The organism is Aestuariirhabdus haliotis, assembly GCF_023509475.1.
Taxonomy (GTDB): domain Bacteria; phylum Pseudomonadota; class Gammaproteobacteria; order Pseudomonadales; family Aestuariirhabdaceae; genus Aestuariirhabdus; species Aestuariirhabdus haliotis.
This window is the reverse complement of the sequence record NZ_JAKSDZ010000001.1, coordinates 1-20,091: the sequence shown is the minus strand read 5'-3', so window position 1 is coordinate 20,091 and position 20,091 is coordinate 1. Positions and strand designations below refer to the sequence as shown.

The following is a 20,091-nucleotide window of genomic DNA, read 5'->3' as shown; positions in this document are numbered from 1 at the left end:
CTGGACGGCAACGAAGCGGATCAGTATCATAGCCCGCCTGTTACGCACCCTTAGCTCAGCTGGATAGAGCGCTGCCCTCCGGAGGCAGAGGTCAGAGGTTCGAATCCTCTAGGGTGCGCCATATACAACAATGCCCGCCACGAGTGGGCATTTTTATATATAGGTATTAAAGGTTCGAACCACGATGGTTCGACCAAATGCGACAGCATTTTGAAACGAGCGCAGCGAAGCCCGCAGGGGACTAACGGCCATAAGCCGTTAGGATTCATCCTCCAGGGTGCGCTACCTTTGAAAGTGCCCGCCCAGTGCGGGCTTTTTTGTTTGTAAGTGTTAGAGATCCAGAAAATAATAAGATTCGACACAATGCGGTATCCTGACATTGGGTAAAGCCTGAAGGGGCTAATGGCCAAAGGCCGTTTGCGCTTATCCGTTAATCGGCGCTATAACAATCAACGGCTTAGCCAATTGCCCTGGCTATTGATATTGAGGGTTTGCGATTGATGGATTGTGCATGATGGGCTATTTATAGTCATACACCCGAGCCGTAGTTACACCACAACAGGCATAAAAACTGTCCCTATGAAAAACTTACGGCCACAATTGCACTTCATTTTTTTGTCTTTTACGCTATTGGCTGTTGATATCACTTTCAGCACTTTCTACGTGCTGATATCCGGTAATACCTCTTCGATCGTTCAAACCATTCTGATGAGTATTGCCTTTCTGGGAATAATCAATGTGTCCGGTGGGCTTTGGTTGTTCAGGGATATTGGCAAGCGTGAAATGGGTGATGCTCTCGCACAAGAAACGCTATCCAGAAATATTCAAATGCTACCAGTCAAAAATGCCGTATGGGTGTTTTGTCTCACACTGGCCTATGTGCTTACCAGCCTATCGATGGGAAATTTTCTGCTTGATGATGCAACGGCGGAAGAACGTTTAATGCCTGTAATCTATTTCTCTGTTGTCTGGTTTTCCTTGTTATACGCCTTTCAGTTTTCCCTCTATGCCTATTTTATTGGTATTGCCAGTTCTATTCATACGCGTAACTGGTTTCATCGTGAATACAAGCTGGAAATACCCAGTGTTAAACATCGACTGGTAATACGTTTGTTAATGGGTATGTTCGCGATTATTCTCATTCCTTCAAGCTTGATTCTGACCGATGTCTGGTACTTTGAAGAGATCAGGAAGTTACAGGGCTTAACCACCAAACAGGCCATTCTGTTGGATATTTTGTCAATGCTGGTTGCTGCGATAGTGAGTGTTGTATTCATCTGTCGATCAATTACCCTACCGCTGCAAAATATACGAGATGCTATGGAGAAAACCTCAAGTGGCAATGAAACCGTTGCTGCCGTTGTTTTAACCGACGATGAGATCGGTGTTGTGGCGAGTTCTTTTAATAAAATGATGGATAAAATTAATGAACGAAAGTTTATCGTTGAAACCTTTGGTCGTTATGTTCCCGAAACCGTTGCCGCGACGATTATTAAAAGTAAAGGAGAATACAAACCTCAGTATCGACAAGCCACCATTCTTTACACCGATATTGTAGGCTTTACCTCTCTATGCGAAAAGTTACAACCCGATGATATCGCCAGTCTTTTGAATGAATATTTTTCGTTATTAACGGCGATTATCAATAAACACGGCGGCATCATTAATCAGTTTCAAGGTGATGCCATGCTAATCACCTACAACGTACCTGCCCGAGATAAAAACCACGCTGATGATGCCTTGCGAACGGCTATTGAAATTCAGAAATTATTATCGACACAGCTCTTTAAATCGACCTATAAAATGCCTACCCGAATCGGCATCAACACCGGTAAAGTCTTCGCCGGTACCATTGGTGGAAAAGATCGGTTGAATTACACCGTGCATGGTGATGCCGTTAACATCGCCGCCAGGCTGGAAAATCTGAATAAGGAGTACGACACCTCTATCCTTATTTCTAAAGCAACCAAGTTGTTGATCAGTAACTCCCTCAAAGAGCAACTTCAGCTAATACCCATGGGGAAGTTGCAGGTGAGAGGGAAAGTCAACAATATCAGGGTTTATAGTGTTCCAATCGACACTGTGTGATAAAAAAGTGGAGCTATTTCATCTCGATAAGCTAATTCAATATGCTTCAACCTGGTTACGGATTGCCGACGAGAAGCACCACTTGTTGTCAGAAACTTAGTTAGCGACGGAAATGAAAGAGTTCTTGGGGTAAGTGTTATCAATGAAGGCAAGACCGTGGTCGCCCGCAACTGTATTTCGGGCCAGATGTGCCAGAGGAGTTTATCGGCTAGTGCATATTATGCTCTTATCAATAAACGCTAGAGACTAAAAAACGAGGCCGACAATGCCAGTCAATGCATCAGATATTATTCTGCACAACTATCCGCAATCGCCTGTGGCTGAAAAAATACGAGTAGCGCTGGGGATCAAAGGGCTTGCCTGGTACGATGTGGAAATACCGCGACTGCCCCCCAAGCCCTTGCTCACACCCCTCACTGGAGGCTACCGTCGTACACCGGTTATGCAAATTGGTGCGGATATCTACTGCGATAGTCAATGTATTATCCGCGAGTTGGAACGGCGTTATCCGTCACCTACCTTTATGCCATCTGAAGACGCGGGGTTGATGTGGTGCCTTAGTCGATGGACCGATGGTGAACTCTTTAGTCTTGCCGTAAAAATAGTGCTGGGTTCGGCTGGAGATAGCTTGCCTGAAGATTTTGCCAAGGATCGTGGTCTTCTCTATTTAGGCGAGAATTGGGCCGCACGCCTGAAACAGGCCAACGATCAATTACCGCATCTTGTCGCACAATTACGCGCACCACTGTCCTGGCTCAACCAGACACTCAGCGATGGCCGTGTATTTTTACTCGGCCCTGCGCCTGCTGCAATTGATGCACAGTTTTATCACGTGGTCTGGTTTATACGGGGAAGATGGGACGGCGGCCCTTCATTGTTTTCTGAATTTCCACACCTGGAGCGTTGGGAACATAATGTCAGTGCGATCGGTCATGGAACATCCGCGGCTCTTGCTGCGGAAGAAGCTTTGGATATAGCATTAAACTCGGAGCCCTCAATCGTCAGTCAGAGTGTCAAGAATGACCCGCAAGGCTTAGCGGTCGGCACTAAGGTATCGGTTGGCCCTGATCTGGAAAGTGGTGAGCAAAGCGTCGAGGGTATTGTCCGTAACCTGGATACAGATAGCATATCCATAGAGCGTACTACGGAGGAGGTTGGCACTGTTTGCGTGCATTTTCCACGAGTAGGTTATCGGGTTGAGGTTTAATATGCTGTTGCCTTCGTTAATTTCCACAGCCCGGTCAACCACGTCTGGCTTACTCTTTTTTCAGCTGGCAGTAAGGTTGAATTCGGGGAGCCGTAAATGACCCATAAACACCTGTTTTTCGATTGCTTCGGAACCCTGATTGATACCGAGCAGAGTTCCTTGCGGGCTACTAAAAAGATGCTGTCCGAGCTGGCGCCGGATATCGACCCAGTGGTGTTTTATAAGCAATGGAAGGCGATGAATGGTGATGCGTGCTACTTGCCTTTTCGTACAGAAGCCGAGGCTTTTCTTGAGAACTTCAATCAATTGATGGCTTTATATGGAGAATCTGCCAGGGTCGATTCGATTGATTATCTTCGCCATGAAATGATCAATCGAAAACCCTTTGGCGATGCCCTTGAGGTCATCAAGCGATTAAGCCGGGTGGCTAAGGTTTATGTTGCAAGTAATTCCGATCATTATCCGCTGGAGTGCTGCCTGGAACCCTTTGTTCCCTATCTCTCGGGGATCTATTCAAGTGAACAGTTTCAAACCTATAAACCCCAGGCCGGTTTTTTTCACAGCATGCTCGAGGAAAGCCAGGTGGAAGCCAGTGACAGCTTCTACATTGGGGATTCGATCATTAATGATGTGGTAGCGCCGGAACGCCTGGGCATTCGAAGTTACTTGATTGATCGAACCTCTTCGGAGCATGGTTTGGGTTGGCCAAGCCTGTCGGACTTTGCTGATGAAATAGTTCGCCGGTTAGCTCCATAATTAATCAGAGGTGCCCTTGGTATTATCGTATTTCACAATATTGAAAATGACCTCTGATAGAGGCAGCTTCGATATACCTGACCCGATCAGGTGATCACAGCAATTTTTCTGATCAGGCCTTTGTGTGTAGTACTAACCTCAAAATAATATATAACCTATGTCAGCCGGAAAAAAGCTGACCTTGACGCTGCCACCGGGTGTCGTCGAATCGTTTCTCTAGCGTGCGGTTACCATGGTCGCACTGGCTTTTCGGATGCCAGTGCAGCGTTCGGTGCAGGAAGCATCGTGATGAACGTCGGTCATGGGTTTCTGGGAGGATAGCTCAATAGTGACAGGGAGTGAGGTTGTGGTGATTTTTATCGATAGGGCGTTTGCTGTATAACAAAGCCATAGTCACGATTGGATTTTTGGTCGGCTTCTCTCTGATATGGATTATCAATAATGAACACCCCGGTTAAAATAGTCAGCGTTGTTGTCGCGCTGGCTTGTCTGCTACTCGCTGTTAATTTTGGTCTTCGGTCTTCCATGGGTTTCTTTATGGAACCTGTTTCTAAGCATTTTCAGTACGGTCGTGAAGTGTTCGCATTTTCCCTTGCCTTACAGAATCTGTGTTGGGGTTTGTTTCAGCCATTGGCAGGAGCTGTGGCAGACCGATTCGGCAGTGCCAGGGCCATTCTTGGGGGCGCGTTATTGTATGCCCTGGGGCTGTACATTACAGCGAACGCTGAAGGGCTCTGGGAGCTGCACATAGGTGCGGGAATTTTGGTCGGTATGGGCATTGCCGGCACCGGTTTCGGTGTGGTTTTGCCGGCTTTGGCCCGAATGGTAGCGCCGGAGAAAAGAGCCTTTGCATTGGGCTTGGGTACCGCTGCCGGATCTGCAGGGCAACTGTTGGTGATTCCTGTAGCCCAGGAGTTTATCGCCAGTTACGGCTGGCAAACGGCCATGTTGATTCTGGCGAGTGGCGCCCTGTGTATGCTATTTATGGCAACGCCTTTTCGAGCTGATGCGAACGTTACTGATGCCGATGAGGACAGCTCATCACAATGTTTAACCGAGGCTTTGAAAGAGGCGGGTGGTCACATTCATTATTGGCTATTGATCGCTGGTTTTTTTGTCTGCGGTTTCCAGTTGGCCTTTATAACCGTTCATATGCCGGCCTTTTTATCCGATCAGGGGTTTGATGCTCGGGTAGCGGTCACCAGCTTATCCCTGATCGGGTTATTTAATATTTTTGGTTCGCTGATGTTTGGTGTCTGGTCCGGAAAGTATTCCAAGAAAAATCTGTTAGGCATTATCTATGCATTAAGAGCCTTGACCATAACCCTGTTTATGTTGGTCCCGATGACGACCACGACGGTCTATCTGTTTTCCATCGTTACCGGCTTCCTGTGGCTGGCGACAGTACCACCGACATCGGGTCTGGTAGCACAGATGTTTGGTCTAAAATTCATGGGAACCCTGTATGGTATCGTTTTCCTGAATCACCAGTTGGGTTCTTTTCTGGGCGTCTGGGTCGGAGGCTATCTGTATGACCAGACGGGCGCCTATACGGTAGTCTGGTGGTCCGCTGCCGGTATTGCCTTACTGACCGCGCTGATTCATATCATTATTGATGAGCGCCCCGTGGCGCGTTTGCGATTCAAAACAGCCTGATATGGAACCCTGACCGCTATGGGGCGCGGCTACTGGCCGTTGATCTCGAAGCGAATTTCCTATCGATTCAAATAATAACTTTAAGCTATACATTAATTATTTTTTATCTTAAAACAATCTTAATTGCTTTTGGTTTCCCTGCATCAGGGGCGGAAATGTCAATAAAGCTTTAAAGTAATTACTCTAATATCGGTTGTTTTGCGAAATGGTCACTTTCCCCTTGACGATGTCCGTCGCCAGAATGCGGGGTGTATCAGTCGGGCATCACAACAGAGACTTCTAAGGAAGCTGCAATGAGCTTTAATTTCTTTTCATCGTCAAAAGATCGCAACCCAGTCCTGGAAAGCAATCTAGTACTGCATCTGGAGCCTCGGTCGGTGGCTGCGGAACTGCAAAACCTACCCAAGCAGGTCTACCCATTGGTACTTTGTTATTTACCCCCCGAGGTCAATGACCGTCCTGGGGATGTGAGCGCTATGGTCAATGCACTAAAAAGCATCAGTGATCATGTCGTCACTATAATGTCTTCGGGTTGCTTGGCGAATAAGAACGACAAAGACAGTTACTATTCCGAAAAAGATACCAAGGTCGTTATTCACCTGTTCAGTGAACAGATTATACAGCAGGTGGATGTCAAGGAGATCGCCATTCCTGCGCATACCAGTAATGAAGATATCGACCGGCATGTGGAAACACTCCGAAAGAGTGCAGAAGCCCTGAAACCCGCTTTCCCGGTGGAGCATAATAGTTGCGTCGCCCTGTGTTATTTTTCCGGTTTGACGGCGATGGAAAACCAGTTTCTGGAAGGCTTTTATCGAGCCCAGAACCTCGACTGGAGTTGCGACCTGGTGGGTGGTTCTGCCGGTGGCAAGCTGGATTTTGCCAGCGCCGCACTGGGCTATAACGGCGCCATGAAGGAGGATGTTGCGCTATTGATCTTCCTTCGTTTGCAAGATGATTATCAATACGCGATTCACAAGAGCCACAACTTCGAAAAAGATTCGTCGAAAGGCAAGTTTCTGGTGGCCGAGGCCGATAACACCAGTCGCACCTTGAAAACCATTATCGATCAGCAGAATAACTTGCGTACCCCCATCGACTATCTGTGCGATGTATTTCAGTGCCAATCGTCATCGCTGGAAGAAAAAATGAGCACCTATGCGTTTGCAGTCGAAATCAATGGTGAGCTGATGATTCGCTCGGTGGCCGCCATGGATCTCGAGGCGGGTCATATATCCCTGTTCTGTGATTCCACCTTTGGTGAAGAGTTACAGTTGGTGCGGGTCAAAAATGTCGCGCAGGAAAGTAACCAGGCGTTGAACAATTTTATCGGTGAGGTTGATGGTCAGCCGGAAGCCATGCTATTAACCGATTGCGTACTACGCCGATTACAAAACGCACCGAACGACTTGGCCAATATTGACTATGGCCTGGTTGGAAAAATGAGCGGATTCTCATCTTTTGGCGAAGTAGGAATGGGCCAGCACCAGAACAATACGGCCGTTTGTTTGTTATTTGCCAAACGGGATAAGAATGCCAGGCGTCATATTTCAGTGCGGAATTTTCCGCGTCGACTGGCCGATTGCAAGTGTTACTATTTGCAAACCAAGCTTAAACAGAAAGAGTTTATCAACCACTTGCAGGCGGATTTAATTGGCTCGTTGGAAAAATACCAACCTATTGTTGAAACGACCAATAGCAAACTATCGGCACTCGCCGATATGGCAAAAACCAGCGCCGCCGAACAGGAAAAAATAAACAGCATTATTACCGAATTACAAAAAACCAATACCGAACAAGAGGCCAAGCGCAATCATTTGATGGAGCGCCTGTCCAATCTGAATACCAGCACTGATAAGATCATTAACGTGATTAACAGTATCGGGGAGATTGCCGAACAGACCAACTTGCTGGCATTGAATGCTGCCATAGAGGCGGCTCGTGCGGGAGAGCAAGGTCGAGGGTTTGCGGTGGTGGCCGATGAAGTACGTAGTCTGAGTAAACGCACCAAGTCCAATCTGGACGAAACCGGCGAGGTGATTAAATCGGTAGAATCCGCGGTATCGAAATTGATTGAGTCGGTGACCGAGCTGCAAACCCATGCCGAACACGCCCAGCAAACCACAAGTACGGTTTATGATGTGGTGAATGAGTTGCAGGGTATTTCGGAAGAAGCAGTATTGCAGGCCGATTCTGGCGCTGAACTGGCGGCGCAAACGCAAGTGGAAATGAAAGATATTCAACACACATCAGAAAAATTGGGCCGCTTATGTGATCTTGGCTGAAGCTCTGGTGTCGGGGCAGGAAGTGCATCGGGGAAAACAGTCCGGGTACTCGGGACTTTCAGGGGGCAGAGTCATCTGGGTACGGCCTCCACTTTTGACCCTGTGCTTGCAGTAAAGGCGCCAATAATAATAGAGTTGTTACAACTAACCTGACAGCCATTCTATTTCATGCCACTAATTTGCCGGTCTTCGTTACTGTGCAAGGGTTTACAGCGGATGACATTGCACAGATTTTTTGATGTTGGCATTGACCATCTAGGCACAGGGCAGTCGGCCTATAAAATACGGGTCACCAATCTGGTGTCGATAATCACCAGCGTTATCGCCTCGGGTTATCTGCTGTTTTATTGGTTGGCGTTGAACTCTATTGCCTTGAGTCTGATGAACCTGGGCTTTGTGATTGCCTACCTGATGCCGCTCCTGCTGATGCGCCTGGGTTGGATTCGAGGGGCGAAATCCTGCTTCTTCATTGTCTTGATGCTGCATGTGCTGGTGTTGACGACAGTGCTAATGAACCGGGCTACCGGAATTCATCTGTATTACTTCCTGGTGCCGGCGGGCGTGTTTCTGTTTTTCGAATCGGATGAGCGACGGGAATGCCTGGCGTTTAGCCTGGCCGCCGTCCTGTTGTTCCTGATCTGTGAACAGCTGGGCAACAAACCATCCCTGATTGATATGACCGATGAACAGGCTCGCTGGTTACTTAGATCAACCGTGATCGTAAGTCTGTTGGAGGTCTATGTGGTCATGCTGGTATTTACCGGTGAGATCCAGAAGCGCGAGCGGCAGCTACAACATCAGGCAACGACCGATCCCCTGACGGGCCTGGCCAACAGGCGCAAATTACTGAATCAGGGTGATGTGTTATGCGAACGCTCGCATCGATATGGGCAGCCCCTGTCGATGTTGTTGATGGATCTCGATCATTTTAAACAGATCAATGACCATTATGGCCATACCGTTGGTGATACCGTGCTGGCGAGTCTGTCCGGCCTGATGGTTCAAGCTAGTCGAGGCAGCGATATTGTGGCGCGTTATGGCGGTGAAGAGTTTGCGGTGCTGCTACCCGGGTTGCACAAAGCGCAAGCGAAAAGCGTAGCAGAAAAGCTCCGTAAATTGATTGAAGCCCATCCTATCCAGATTGCCAAGGATCACAAAATACTCTGTACGGCGAGTATCGGTGTGGCCAGTGTCGGTGACACGCAATACAGCTTCGACCAACTCCTTGGCGCCGCGGATCGGGCCCTCTATCTGGCCAAGCAAGGGGGGCGTAATCGCGTCGAATGTTTTGATGGTGCACCCGCCTAGCCGAAGTCATTCGATGCGGATGGGTGCCTGTTGGTCCGACAGTGGCTCGATACGACCAATGATCACCGCCTCTCGATAACCCCTTTCCCGCAGTGCCAGGATGCAGGCATCGGCCTGCTTCGATGGCACACCTGCCAACAGGCCGCCGGCGGTTTGCGGGTCGAACAGCAGTGGAAATGCCGGATGCCGAGCGCTGTGTTCGATATCCTGAATGGCACGGCGCAGGCGCAGGTTTTGCGGTTGCAACGAAGATAGAATGCCGGCAGCTACCGTATCCAGAGCACCGTCCAGCAGCGGCAAGGCGTCCAGATCCAGTACGGCATCGACTTGCGAGGCTTTGGTCATCTCGATCAGGTGGCCGACGATGCCGAACCCGGTCAGATCGGTACAGGCACTCGCGCCAAACTGTTGCAAACAGGCAGCGGCCTGTTGACTGGACTGCAACATGGATGTGATCGCCGCATCGACCCAGCGACCCTTGGCCTTACCGCGCATATCGGCCGCGAACAGCGTGCCGGTGCCCACCGGTTTGGTTAGAATCAGAACATCACCCGCTTGCAATCCACTTTTACGCCAGACACGATCGGGATCGATCAAACCGTTTACCGTTAACCCGAACGCCAGTTCGGCGCCTTCGCTGGAGTGCCCACCGGCCAGCACGGCGCCGGTGGGCTCCAATGTGTGCAGGGCGCCAGCAAGCACATCGTAAAGAGTTTCTTCGACGACCCGTTCGCGGCCGTAGGGGACCGTGGCGATGGCCAGCACCGATTGGGGCTCGGCGCCCATGGCATAGAGATCGCCCATCGCATGATTGGCGGCGATGGCGCCGAAGGTGTAGGTGTCGTCGATAAAGGCGCGAAAGTAATCGACGCTTTGTACCATCACCTTGCCATCGGGTACCGCCAGCATGGCGCAATCATCGGCGCCGTCGCGGCCGATTAGGACATCATCTCGCTGCTGGTTTGGTAAGCGCTGCATGACCCGGTTAAGCACTGTAGCTCCGACCTTGGCACCGCATCCGCCGCAGCGCATGGCCAGTGTTGATAGTTCCTTGATGGCCTTGGCATCGGCGATGCCCGAGGCCAGTTCCGGTGACTCGGGTTCTGCCATCTTGGGCAACTCATTGAACTGGCGCATAAAGCGCTTGTCGATCCAGTTCTTCAGTCGCCACAGTGTCGCCGATTCATGGGACCAATTGCCGTGCGAAGCGATGGCGTAACGATTACCGGTGCTGATCAGGCCAAGGAAGTTTTTCTGGGGGCGATAAGGTCGCAGGGCTTGACCACTGGCGGCAGCGCGCAGGTTGTGCGCCAGTATGGGCCCCTGACGCACAGCAAACACGCCGGATTTGGGGCGAGGATTGGGCAGGGCTGCGATATCACCCGCGGCAAAAACAGCAGGATGGGAAATGGAGCGCAGCTGTTTATCAACGCGTACAAAACCCGCCTCATCGACCGCCAGCCCGGAAGCGGCAAGCCAACTCGGTGCCGATGCCGTGGTGACCCAGATTATGGCATCGGCGTCGAGTTGGCTGCCATCGTCGAGTCGGGCCCCCTGGGCCGAAACCTCAATCACACGTCGGTTGGTTTGTATCTGAATATGGCGTTCGTTAAAAATTCGTTCAAACCGTTGGCGCACTCCGGGATTATGCATAAACATAATTCCCTCACTTTGTGTCACCAGGCTGTAATGCAAACGACCAGGGTCTCCGCCGGCCTTGACCAATGCCTGTTGCAAACGGTGTTGGGTGGAGAGCGCCAGCTCTACTCCACCGGCGCCACCGCCAACGACCAGTATTCGAAAGGGCCCTGAAGAATTCAGCACGCGACTGACCAGCTGCTGCCATTTTATTAAAAAGCGATCGATTGGCTTGGCGGCCAGGGCGAACTCATCGACCCCCGGTACATCAATACTGCCGGGCCGGGAACCGGTATTGATGGACAGCAGGTCGTAATGAATGGGTGGGCGATGGCTGGCGAGAATCTGCTGGTTACCGAGGTCCAGTTGTTCAACGCTGGCATGATAGAGCCGGGCCCCGGCAAAGCGTGCCAGTGGGCCGAGGTCGATATGGCAATCGTCGTAGTCGTACAGCCCCGCGACATAACCCGGCAACATGCCGGAATAGGGCGTATGGATGTCTCGCGTGACCAGGGTGATTCTTAACCCGGGTACCGGTTTCATGCCCAGACGCTTTAATACGGCCACATGAGCATGGCCGCCGCCGACCAATACCAGATCCTTCACTACTACGGATGAGTTGCTCTTCATGATCGATTGTGGGGTCCCGTTTTAGTATTGCTGACCGCAGGAGTTTCAACCTGAAACAGCAACACGCTGAACAGTTGTTGATGATCGCTCCATTGTGCCCGCACCGCAAAGCCTGCGCGAGCAGCCAGATCAATAAATTCTTGCGGATGGTACTTGTAGGAGTTTTCCGTGTGGATGGTTTCACCTTTGGCAAAATCGTATTTTCTTCCACCCAGGGTTATGCGCTGTGGGCATCGGCTTACCAGGTGCATTTCGATGCGGCCCAGAAGCTCGTTATAGAGGGCTTGATGTCGCCACTGGTTGAGGTTGAAGTCGGCGCCCAGTTGGCGGTTGATACGGGTTAACAGGTTAAGGTTAAAGCGTGCCGTAATGCCGGCTTTGTCGTCATAGGCGGCTTGCAGAATCTGGTGGGATTTTTTGCGGTCAACGCCAATTAATAGATACCCTCCTTGGCCAACCAGATGGGCAATAGCCGTCAGAAAATTGATGGCGTCGGCCGGGTCAAAATTGCCGATACTGGAGCCGGGAAAGAATGCCAGACTAATACCGTCCGGAACGCTGGGGGGCAGGCGCATAACACGACTGTAATCGGTACAGGAAGCATGAATTTCCAGCCAGGGGAAATCCGTCGCCAGGGCTTCGGCCGCCAGTCGAAGATGGTCGCCGGAGATATCCATGGGTACGTAGGCCAGAGGCCGCAAACCCTCCAGTAAAATTCGAACCTTGGCGCAACTGCCGCAGCCGGGTTCAACCAGCAGGCTGCCACTTCCCACCTGGTCAGCGATATCACGGGCATTGTCAGTGAGAATGGCGATTTCGGTGCGGGTTGGATAATACTCAGGCAGCTGGGTAATGGCATCGAACAGGACGGAGCCCTCGGCATCATAAAAATACTTGGGTGGGATACTGGCCGGGCGCTGGTTGAGTCCGGTGATGATATCCTCGGCTAACTCATCGCGGGCGGAGTGTTCATCATAAAAGTGAATATCTGTCATTTTATGGATGTCTCCGCAGATAGGAGGATGACGCTTGTCGATCAGCATGGAAGATATTCAGTGGTGCTCTAGAGGGCGCAGGTGCGAAAGCCGGCAAAAACATCATTGCGCTCCGGACCGTAATAGGTACGCCAGGTGTTACGAATCATGCGCGCCCTTGTGCTCCAGGCCCCACCGCGCAGCACCATGGTTTTGCCAAACAGCGGCTGGGAGTAGTCCTGATACATGTCCGGCGTAAACCCGGGAAAGGGGCCAAAGGGGGTTGCCGTCCATTCCCAGACATTGCCGATCATCTGTCGGCAACCCAGAGCACTGTCCCCGGCGCCGTGAGCCGAAACATCGAGAGCGCCCAAAGCAAAGCCATCGAGGTTGGCGGGTGTAAGGTCATCCTCGGATGCTGGCTGGTGGCTCCAGGGCAGGTAACGCTTGCGATTGGGCAGGACCAGGTTGCTGGCATGCGATCGGGTATCGGGTTCGGCGCTGGCGGCGACTTCCCATTCGGCTTCGCTCGGCAGACGCCGATCGGCCCAGCGGCAATAGGCCTGGGCTTCGTGCCAGCAAACATGGATCAGGGCGCACTCGAGGGGCAAAGGGTGCCACTGGTCGAATTGGCGAAGCTGCCATCCGCTGGCGTCCAGGCGCCAGTAACAGGGGTGGCTCAAGCCGCTCTGCTGCAGCCATTGCCAGCCAGCCTCATCCCAATAGTTTGACTGCAGGTAGCCACCGGCTTCAACAAACTCCAGGTAATCACCGTTGCTGACCGCGGTACGGGCGATAGCAAAGGGCGCGATATCGATCTCATGGGCCCATTTTTCGTTGTCAAAGACAAAAGCCTCGTTCCGGCTGGCACCCAGCATAAAACGGCCACCGGGAATGTGAACATCCCCTCCCGCCGGGGAGGTAGCCTGGGTTGAAGGGGTTTGAGCAAAGAGTTCGGCGGAGGAGGCCACCCCGGATGTCAGCGAAGGCGCCGGGTAGCCCAGGGTTTGACGGGTATAGGTATAGGCCTCGTTGTGCATATCCTGGTGAAACACCGCGTATTGCGCCAGATAGTCCCGCCTGGGATCGTCACCACTGTTTAACGCTTGCAGGATTTGCTCAAGAACCTGCTCCATATATGCCCGGGTATCGGCAACAGAGGGCAGCGGCAGATCCCAGCGGTCGTCGTGTGCAATGTTGATCGAGTCGTAGAGTTGATCGGCATCTTCGCGGATCGGGGGCTGCTTGAGGTGTTGACGGAGCACCCAGTACTCGTAGAAATAGGCGACGTGGCCGATCTCCCAGCGCAGCGGATTAACAGTGGCCAGCCGCGGCCCCATCATCTGCTCGGGGCTTAAACCATCAATCAGGGCCAGAGTGCGCTGATGGGCGTCTACGGCCTGGCGGGCGATCTTCTGAGCATTAAGCCGAACCATGGCTGTTCCTTTCTTAATGACCTGGGCAGAGTGTACTTTTATGCAGCTATCAATAGTAGCCAAACCGAAATAATAGCCTATAGAACCCCGGGTGAGTGCTGAGCGGATTCAGACACTGCAGATGCCAGCCGAGCGTTTTTGATCCATACTCACGTTTCCCCATGGCCAATGCTCACCCTATGCGCATTATTCTGATCACTCCAGCACCTGCAACCTCTCTGGCGGGTAATAGAACCACGGCGGCACGCTGGGCGCAGATACTGAGAACACTCGGGCATCGGGTCGAAGTGGCAACCCGATATCAAGGCCAGCGGGCGGACCTGATGATTGCATTGCATGCCTGGCGCAGCGCCGAGGCCGTGGTCGCTTATCGTGATCGCTACCCTGACCGGCCGTTGATCGTCGGTATCGCCGGTACCGATGCTTACCGTTTTCTGGAGAGCGATCCGCGAGTAACCCTGCGCAGTATCGAATTGGCCGATCGGCTCGTGGGCTTGCACGATCTGATCGGCCAACGGCTGCCCCCTCGGTATCAGGATAAAATGCAGATAATCTACCAGTCTGCCAAGCCGGTTAACGGGCGCGATCCCTATCGTCGTTATTTTCATATTGCGGTGATGGGGCATCTGCGAGAGGAGAAAGACCCCCTGCGGCCGGCTCTGGCCGTGCGCAATTTGCCCAGTAGCAGTCGTATTCAGGTGCATCATTACGGTAAAGCCCATACCCCTGACTGGGCGGATAGGGCTCGGGTCGAGATGGCAAGCAACCCCCGTTACCATTGGCATGATGAGGTGTCGCATGCAGAGATACGCCGTATTTACCGTCGCACACAGCTATTGCTGTTACCCTCATTGATGGAGGGTGGAGCGAATGTAATTTCCGAAGCCGTGATGGCCAAAATACCCGTGGTCGCTTCCAGCATTGAGGGTTCCATCGGCTTGCTGGGTCCCGAATACCCGGGTTATTTCCCGGTTGGGGATGAGGTCGCTTTGTTCGAGTTATTGATGCGGGTAGAATGCGAGCCTGCATTTTATCAAACCTTGGAACAGGCCTGTCTGGCGCTGCGTCCGCGCTTTAGCGAAGCGGCTGAAAGCCAAGCCTGGCAAAGATTGTTAAGTCAGTTTTGAGGGCGGCTCGCCAAGAACTGAACCAGAGACATCGATGAGCTGACTCGTATCGTACGTGAGATGTTTTTATTTCAGTACGGATTGATCAAGATATAGAAAACCCTGAAACAGGATAGCTAGGAGCAAAGATGGAAACTTTAATCAGTCGATTTTTTACCGTGACCCTGATGGTGTTGTCGTTGGCAACCTTTTCGGGTGCGGCCAGCGCTGAAACCAAAACCCTGGTGTTCTCGGCCATTCCTGATCAGGATCAGGCGCAGCTGATGAAGCGTTTTGGCAAGATAGCCACCTATCTCAGCAAGGAGTTGGGTGTTCCGGTGAAATACGTTCCGGTTAACTCCTACGCCGCCGCCATTACGGCGTTTCGTAATGACCAGATACAGTTGGCCTGGTTCGGTGGTCTGTCGGGGGTGCGGGCTCGCTTGTTGGTGCCAGACTCTCAGGCCATCGCCCAGGGTTATGAAGACACAGAATTCGTCACCTACTTTATTGCCCATCACAGTACCGGTTTGCAACCAACCGAGGAATTCCCCAAGGCTATCGCCGGCAAAACCTTTACCTTTGGTTCCAAAGGTTCGACGTCCGGTCGGTTGATGCCCGAATACTACATTCGTGATGTGCTGGGTAAAACGCCGAAAGAGCTGTTCCCCTCGGTTGGTTTCAGCGGCAATCACTCGCGCACCATCGCTCTGGTGGAAGCCGGCTCCTATCAGGTAGGTGCAACCAACTACAAAGTCTGGGAAAAAGCCGTAGCGGCTGGCAAGGTGGATACCAGCAAGGTATCGGTCATCTGGAAAACGCCAACCTATCCCGATTATCAGTGGAGCATTCGCGGCGATGTTGATGCAGTCTGGGGGGAAGGTTTCAAAGAGCGAGTCAAGCAAGCGTTACTGAACATGGAAGACAAAGCATTGCTGGATGCGTTCCCCCGTAGCCGATTTATCGAAGCGGACAACAGCGATTACCAGGCCATTTTGGACACCGCGAAAGAGATCGGCCTGCTCGACTAAATCGTCGAATGTTTCTTTATCCGTCAGGACAACTTTGTCGCCATGTTTCATCTTGACTCCGTCAACGCTAATTACAACGATAAAGTTGCCCTGCACGATATCAGTCTGGAGATTCCTGCCGGCCAGAAAGTGGCGTTGATAGGTCGCAGTGGTGCGGGTAAGTCGACTCTGCTGAAACTGCTGTATGAGCAGCTGCCTAAAAAAATTGCCCTGGTGCCACAGGATTACGGTTTGGTTAGCAGTTTATCTCTATACCATAACGTGTATATGGGACAGCTCGAACGCAAACCTCTGTGGTACAACCTGGTCAATCTGGTGAAACCGCTCTCGCTGCCGGTGACCGAAGTGAAAGCAATCCTGCAGCGCTTACAGCTCGATGATAAGTTGTTTGAGCCGGTTGCACAGCTGTCGGGTGGCCAACAGCAGCGTGCCGCCATTGCCCGAGCCATGATGCAGGGTGGCGATGTGCTTTTCGGAGATGAGCCAGTATCATCTTTGGATGAGCAGCAATCCAAACTGGTGATGAGCCAGCTCTGCGAGCATTTCGATACCCTGGTATTGGCCATGCATGATATTGATCTGGCGCTGGCTTATTGCGACCGAATCATTGGTCTCGATCAGGGGCGCATCACTCTGGATGCTCCGACCCAGGAATTACAACGCAGGGATCTGCTCGAGATTTACGGTGAATAGCCCGATTCGCTATCGTCGCTCGGGGCGCTGGAAAGTTAGCTGGTTGTTCGTGTGCACCGCACTGCTGTGTCTTCCCTTTGCCGATTTGAGTATCAGTACCTACGACCCCTGGGCCGAATTGGGCCGGCTATTTGGTGGGCTGTTGCAACCGTCTCTGGCGGCTATCGAAGCGCCGATAGCAGCTCTGTTGCAGACTCTGGCCTTTGCCCTACTGGGCGTATCGGGTGGCGCTCTGGTGGGTTTTGGTCTGGCGCAACTGTTTCACTGGCGCTGGTTACGTATGTTATGTGCCTCCTTGCGGGCTGTGCACGAACTGTTCTGGGCGCTGATTTTTTTACAGATTTTTGGTTTGCACCCCCTGACCGGATTGTTAGCCCTGGGCATCCCCTACGCGGCCACCTTTGCCAAGGTCTATGCTGAAATTCTGGAAGAGGGGGATCGCCGGGCCTACGAGGTTATGCGGCAGCGAGCAGGCCCGTTATCCGCTTTTTTTTACGCACGGCTACCGGCCCTCTGGCAACACTTTGTCAGTTACACCAGCTACCGTTTGGAGTGCGGTTTGCGTTCCAGTGCTGTGCTGGGTTTTGTGGGTTTACCCACGCTGGGTTATTACCTGAGCACGGCCTTTATGGAGGGCAACTACGCTGAGGTATGGGCGCTGTTGATTCTGTTCTACGTCATCATCGCCAGCTTGAAATTCTGGGCGCGACCCCGGCTGTTGCCTGTGTACCTGATTGCAGCGCCTTTTATCATTGCTAATGATGCGACTATTTCCCTGGCTAATGTCAGTCGCTTTTTTATCCAGGATATCGTGCCATTACCACTGCGCAACGGTGAAGGGCTGGAGGGGCTGTGGCGTTGGTTTTCGGAGCTTTTTGTGAGCGATGCTCTGCCCGGCATAGTCAACACACTGTTGTTAACCCAGCTGGCATTGGTATTGACAGGCTTTATTGCTCTGCTGTGGTTTCCGTTGATCTCAAAACTTTTTTTTCAACGAGCCGGTCGGATGTTCGGTCATCTATTTTTGGTGGTGATGCGCTCAACCCCGGAATATATCCTGGCTTTTATTCTACTGGCGCTTTGGGGGCCGTCGATGTTGCCTGCGGTCATTGCCCTGGCGCTGCACAATGGCGCTATCATCGCTCACCTGATGGGGCGTTACAGTCATGCATTGTCACTTCGGCCTGACAGCCCGACAGGTATCAATCGTTACGCCTATGAAGTCCTGCCGGGTATCTATAATCAGTTCCTCGCGTTTCTCTTTTATCGCTGGGAGATTATCCAGCGTGAAACCGCCATCCTGGGCATTTTGGGTATCACCACATTGGGGTTTTACATCGACAGCGCCATCCAGGATATTCGCCTCGATCGAGCGATGGTGTTGATCGCAATCACAGCGGCGCTCAATGTGGCTGTTGATGCGATTTCTCACAATATTCGGTCAAGATTGCGGCTGACGTTTGGGGTGAAGCTGGGAGGTGTTTCTTCGGGAGGGTAAATTGTATAGAGGGGATATTGAGTGGAAGTGCATTCTGAAAATAAAGTTTTCATATAAGCTGAATTTTAGAGAGATTACTGAGTTGGTGTTAATGGGCTAGAGTCCTGGATTTTTGAATGTAGGAAGTAATTGATAACTGGAAAGCAATCAATTGTGGGGAAGGTTGTGATACGTCTTAATGGGGGTTCAATAAACCTGCTACAGAGTCTTTATAATCTATAAAGTGATTTTCAAACAGCTCATTTAAATCGTGAAAAGGAGAGTCAAAAAACGATGGTAAGGTTTATAGTTATTTTTATCATAATATCAGTTGGATCCGGTTGCAGTTCTAAAAAAGTGGATCTTGTTGATCCGGTTGAAGCGAAATTTATTGTATCGCCACCTACTTATGCAAAAGGGACTAATATAAATGTAATAAATGAATGTTTTATGCTTGAGGAGGTGGAGTCATCATTCTTGCTGTATTCAAGGACCTATTCATTAAATAGTGTCTTATCAAAAGACATAACCAATATCAGTGATGATCAGTTTGTAATTAAAATGAAGTTTAATGACGTAACTCCAAACGCCTTCCATCCATTTTCATTTAGGCCTATATCTGAAGCAATTATAAGTGTTTCAGTAATGAAAAATGGTGAAATTGTTGATGAATTTTCTAAGAAAATAAATTCAAAGTGGGCATTTACGGCATGTGATCGTTTAGAAAAAATTGCTAAAGCCAGCGGTAAATATGCAGCGAAATGGCTTAATAAAAGAGGCTATTAGAAATAGTTGAGTTAAAGGTTGTAGTTCCGTAAAAGGGCTGCAATAGCTCAGCTTCAAGTGAAGGGGAGCATCAAAGCTGTAGAGGTCAGTATTGGTTTAACCCTTTTCAGTTGTTGCTTACCGCTGCCTGATAGTGCCTTTCTAATGTGAAAAAAGCAGCTTTACTTAAAGTACTTCCATTAGCGACTGAATGGGTGCTGTCTAACCAAACAAAGCGATAATTTATGCAAGCACTTACATTTGATCCCGAGACCGATGAATTCAGAGTGTCTGATCTTCCGGTGCCTGAGATTGGTGATACGGATGTTTTGATCAGGGTTGATGCTTGTGGTGTGAACCCTGTTGACGCCAAGATGAATTAAAGGGGTCAGGTCTTACATTTGACACTTATTTGCTCCGGTTGATGAGTAAGAAAGTTAGAAAGCTTTAGTTTTTTTCGGTAAATAATTCACACGACATTCTTCTTTATGGTTTGATGTGGTTCGGAATCATCGGGGTCAGGCCTTACGTCTTACATGCTTTAAGAATTCTGTCTTGAGCGTGTGTCAAATGTAAGGCCTGACCCCGAAGGTTTTCGACCCCGAAGGTTTTCGAAGGTTTTACATGAAAACCAGATGCTATGCAGCATGAGCCGAAAAGGGGAGTGTCTGGATAATGCGGTAGCTGAAAGTTTTTTTGGTAGTTTGAATAATGAATGGGTTCATCATGAAGATTACCGAACACGAGCAGAGGCCAGGAAAAGCATTTTTGGATACATAGAGGTGTTTTATAACAGGGTTCGACGGCATGCGACTTTGAGTTATATGACACTGATGGAGTATGAGGCTAAATATGCCTCCTAATTTTGTGTCCGTTTTTTTGTGGTAATCTCAGAGCCCTTATAACCTGCAGTGTTTTTGGGTAAGGATGTTATTGATGGGGTGGAGTGTCAAATGTAATGTATGACTCGCCCTCCTTTTGCAAGTATAACGACAAATTAGTTTGCGGTAATGTATCCGGGATCTAAATGAGTAACTAATT

14 protein-coding genes, 1 tRNA gene and 3 pseudogenes are annotated in these 20,091 nt (G+C 50.7%); 15 read left to right on the top strand and 3 right to left on the bottom strand.

All coding sequences use genetic code 11. From position 1 onward, the window contains the following. Positions 1–44: 44 nt before the first annotated feature. From MIB40_RS00085 to MIB40_RS00050, 8 genes and pseudogenes are all read left to right on the top strand, one after another. Positions 45–121: transfer RNA gene (locus MIB40_RS00085), tRNA-Arg, on the top strand. A gap of 458 nt (positions 122–579) precedes the next feature. Then, positions 580–2,088 carry an adenylate/guanylate cyclase domain-containing protein gene (locus MIB40_RS00080; protein WP_249689459.1) on the top strand — a complete coding sequence of 503 codons (1,509 nt, stop codon included), beginning with the start codon at positions 580–582 and terminating at the stop codon, positions 2,086–2,088. Positions 2,089–2,353: 265 nt separating this feature from the next. Then, entirely contained in the window at positions 2,354–3,295 is a 942-nt protein-coding gene (locus MIB40_RS00075) for a glutathione S-transferase family protein (protein WP_249689457.1), read from the top strand. Between the two features lie 96 nt (positions 3,296–3,391). Then, positions 3,392–4,051, top strand: coding sequence for an HAD family hydrolase (locus tag MIB40_RS00070; RefSeq protein ID WP_249689455.1), 660 nt, complete (start codon positions 3,392–3,394; stop codon positions 4,049–4,051). Between the two features lie 441 nt (positions 4,052–4,492). Beyond that, positions 4,493–5,707, top strand: coding sequence for an MFS transporter (locus MIB40_RS00065; protein WP_249689453.1), 1,215 nt, complete (start codon positions 4,493–4,495; stop codon positions 5,705–5,707). Between the two features lie 293 nt (positions 5,708–6,000). Then, positions 6,001–7,170: pseudogene (locus MIB40_RS19815) on the top strand (FIST N-terminal domain-containing protein); the annotation flags it as partial. 396 nt (positions 7,171–7,566) lie between these two features. Then, positions 7,567–7,992 (top strand): annotated as a pseudogene (locus MIB40_RS19810) (methyl-accepting chemotaxis protein); the annotation flags it as partial. Positions 7,993–8,208: 216 nt separating this feature from the next. Next, a complete protein-coding gene (locus tag MIB40_RS00050) occupies positions 8,209–9,300 on the top strand; it encodes a GGDEF domain-containing protein (protein ID WP_249689451.1) in 1,092 nt (363 codons plus the stop codon). A gap of 6 nt (positions 9,301–9,306) precedes the next feature. On the opposite strand, the gene selD is transcribed toward MIB40_RS00050, so the two are convergent. The 3 genes from selD to senA form a co-directional block, all read right to left on the bottom strand. Next, the gene (gene selD, locus MIB40_RS00045) at positions 9,307–11,568 is read right to left on the bottom strand and encodes a selenide, water dikinase SelD (RefSeq protein ID WP_249689449.1); all 2,262 of its coding nucleotides are present in this window, start codon (positions 11,566–11,568) and stop codon (positions 9,307–9,309) included. Beyond that, positions 11,565–12,563 (bottom strand): L-histidine N(alpha)-methyltransferase, encoded by a 999-nt coding sequence (gene egtD, locus MIB40_RS00040; protein WP_249689448.1) that lies wholly within the window; start codon positions 12,561–12,563, stop codon positions 11,565–11,567. Before egtD ends, selD begins: the two co-directional genes overlap by 4 nt. Before the next feature lie 68 nt (positions 12,564–12,631). Continuing rightward, positions 12,632–13,978 (bottom strand): selenoneine synthase SenA, encoded by a 1,347-nt coding sequence (gene senA / locus MIB40_RS00035; RefSeq protein WP_249689446.1) that lies wholly within the window; start codon positions 13,976–13,978, stop codon positions 12,632–12,634. Positions 13,979–14,139: 161 nt separating this feature from the next. Between senA and senB the strand changes: the two genes are divergently transcribed. From senB to MIB40_RS19805, 7 genes and pseudogenes are all read left to right on the top strand, one after another. Further along, positions 14,140–15,105: a selenoneine biosynthesis selenosugar synthase SenB gene (gene senB / locus MIB40_RS00030; protein ID WP_249689443.1), complete on the top strand. Its 966-nt coding sequence runs from the start codon at positions 14,140–14,142 to the stop codon at positions 15,103–15,105. A 167-nt stretch (positions 15,106–15,272) separates the two neighbouring features. After that, entirely contained in the window at positions 15,273–16,115 is an 843-nt protein-coding gene (locus tag MIB40_RS00025) for a putative selenate ABC transporter substrate-binding protein (protein WP_249690168.1), read from the top strand. 42 nt (positions 16,116–16,157) lie between these two features. Then, positions 16,158–16,808 (top strand): phosphonate ABC transporter ATP-binding protein, encoded by a 651-nt coding sequence (locus MIB40_RS00020; RefSeq protein ID WP_249689441.1) that lies wholly within the window; start codon positions 16,158–16,160, stop codon positions 16,806–16,808. Then, a complete protein-coding gene (locus MIB40_RS00015; RefSeq protein WP_249689439.1) occupies positions 16,801–18,306 on the top strand; it encodes a PhnE/PtxC family ABC transporter permease in 1,506 nt (501 codons plus the stop codon). Before MIB40_RS00020 ends, MIB40_RS00015 begins: the two co-directional genes overlap by 8 nt. Before the next feature lie 273 nt (positions 18,307–18,579). Beyond that, the gene (locus MIB40_RS00010) at positions 18,580–19,071 is read left to right on the top strand and encodes a hypothetical protein (protein WP_249689437.1); all 492 of its coding nucleotides are present in this window, start codon (positions 18,580–18,582) and stop codon (positions 19,069–19,071) included. A gap of 224 nt (positions 19,072–19,295) precedes the next feature. Continuing rightward, on the top strand, positions 19,296–19,433 hold the full coding sequence (locus tag MIB40_RS00005; RefSeq protein ID WP_249689436.1) for a hypothetical protein: 138 nt from the start codon (positions 19,296–19,298) through the stop codon (positions 19,431–19,433). Between the two features lie 258 nt (positions 19,434–19,691). Next, positions 19,692–19,913: pseudogene (locus tag MIB40_RS19805) on the top strand (IS3 family transposase); the annotation flags it as partial. Positions 19,914–20,091 lie beyond the last annotated feature (178 nt).

Bases quoted from the DNA above. Each gene is read 5' to 3' on its own strand.
- MIB40_RS00080 (WP_249689459.1), top strand. From the start codon at position 580: ATGAAAAACTTACGGCCACAATTGCACTTCATTTTTTTGTCTTTTACG.
- MIB40_RS00075 (WP_249689457.1), top strand. From the start codon at position 2,354: ATGCCAGTCAATGCATCAGATATTATTCTGCACAACTATCCGCAATCG.
- MIB40_RS00070 (WP_249689455.1), top strand. From the start codon at position 3,392: ATGACCCATAAACACCTGTTTTTCGATTGCTTCGGAACCCTGATTGAT.
- MIB40_RS00065 (WP_249689453.1), top strand. From the start codon at position 4,493: ATGAACACCCCGGTTAAAATAGTCAGCGTTGTTGTCGCGCTGGCTTGT.
- MIB40_RS00050 (WP_249689451.1), top strand. From the start codon at position 8,209: ATGACATTGCACAGATTTTTTGATGTTGGCATTGACCATCTAGGCACA.
- selD (WP_249689449.1), bottom strand. From the start codon at position 11,568: ATGAAGAGCAACTCATCCGTAGTAGTGAAGGATCTGGTATTGGTCGGC.
- egtD (WP_249689448.1), bottom strand. From the start codon at position 12,563: ATGACAGATATTCACTTTTATGATGAACACTCCGCCCGCGATGAGTTA.
- senA (WP_249689446.1), bottom strand. From the start codon at position 13,978: ATGGTTCGGCTTAATGCTCAGAAGATCGCCCGCCAGGCCGTAGACGCC.
- senB (WP_249689443.1), top strand. From the start codon at position 14,140: ATGGCCAATGCTCACCCTATGCGCATTATTCTGATCACTCCAGCACCT.
- MIB40_RS00025 (WP_249690168.1), top strand. From the start codon at position 15,273: ATGGTGTTGTCGTTGGCAACCTTTTCGGGTGCGGCCAGCGCTGAAACC.
- MIB40_RS00020 (WP_249689441.1), top strand. From the start codon at position 16,158: ATGTTTCATCTTGACTCCGTCAACGCTAATTACAACGATAAAGTTGCC.
- MIB40_RS00010 (WP_249689437.1), top strand. From the start codon at position 18,580: ATGGTAAGGTTTATAGTTATTTTTATCATAATATCAGTTGGATCCGGT.
- MIB40_RS00005 (WP_249689436.1), top strand. From the start codon at position 19,296: ATGCAAGCACTTACATTTGATCCCGAGACCGATGAATTCAGAGTGTCT.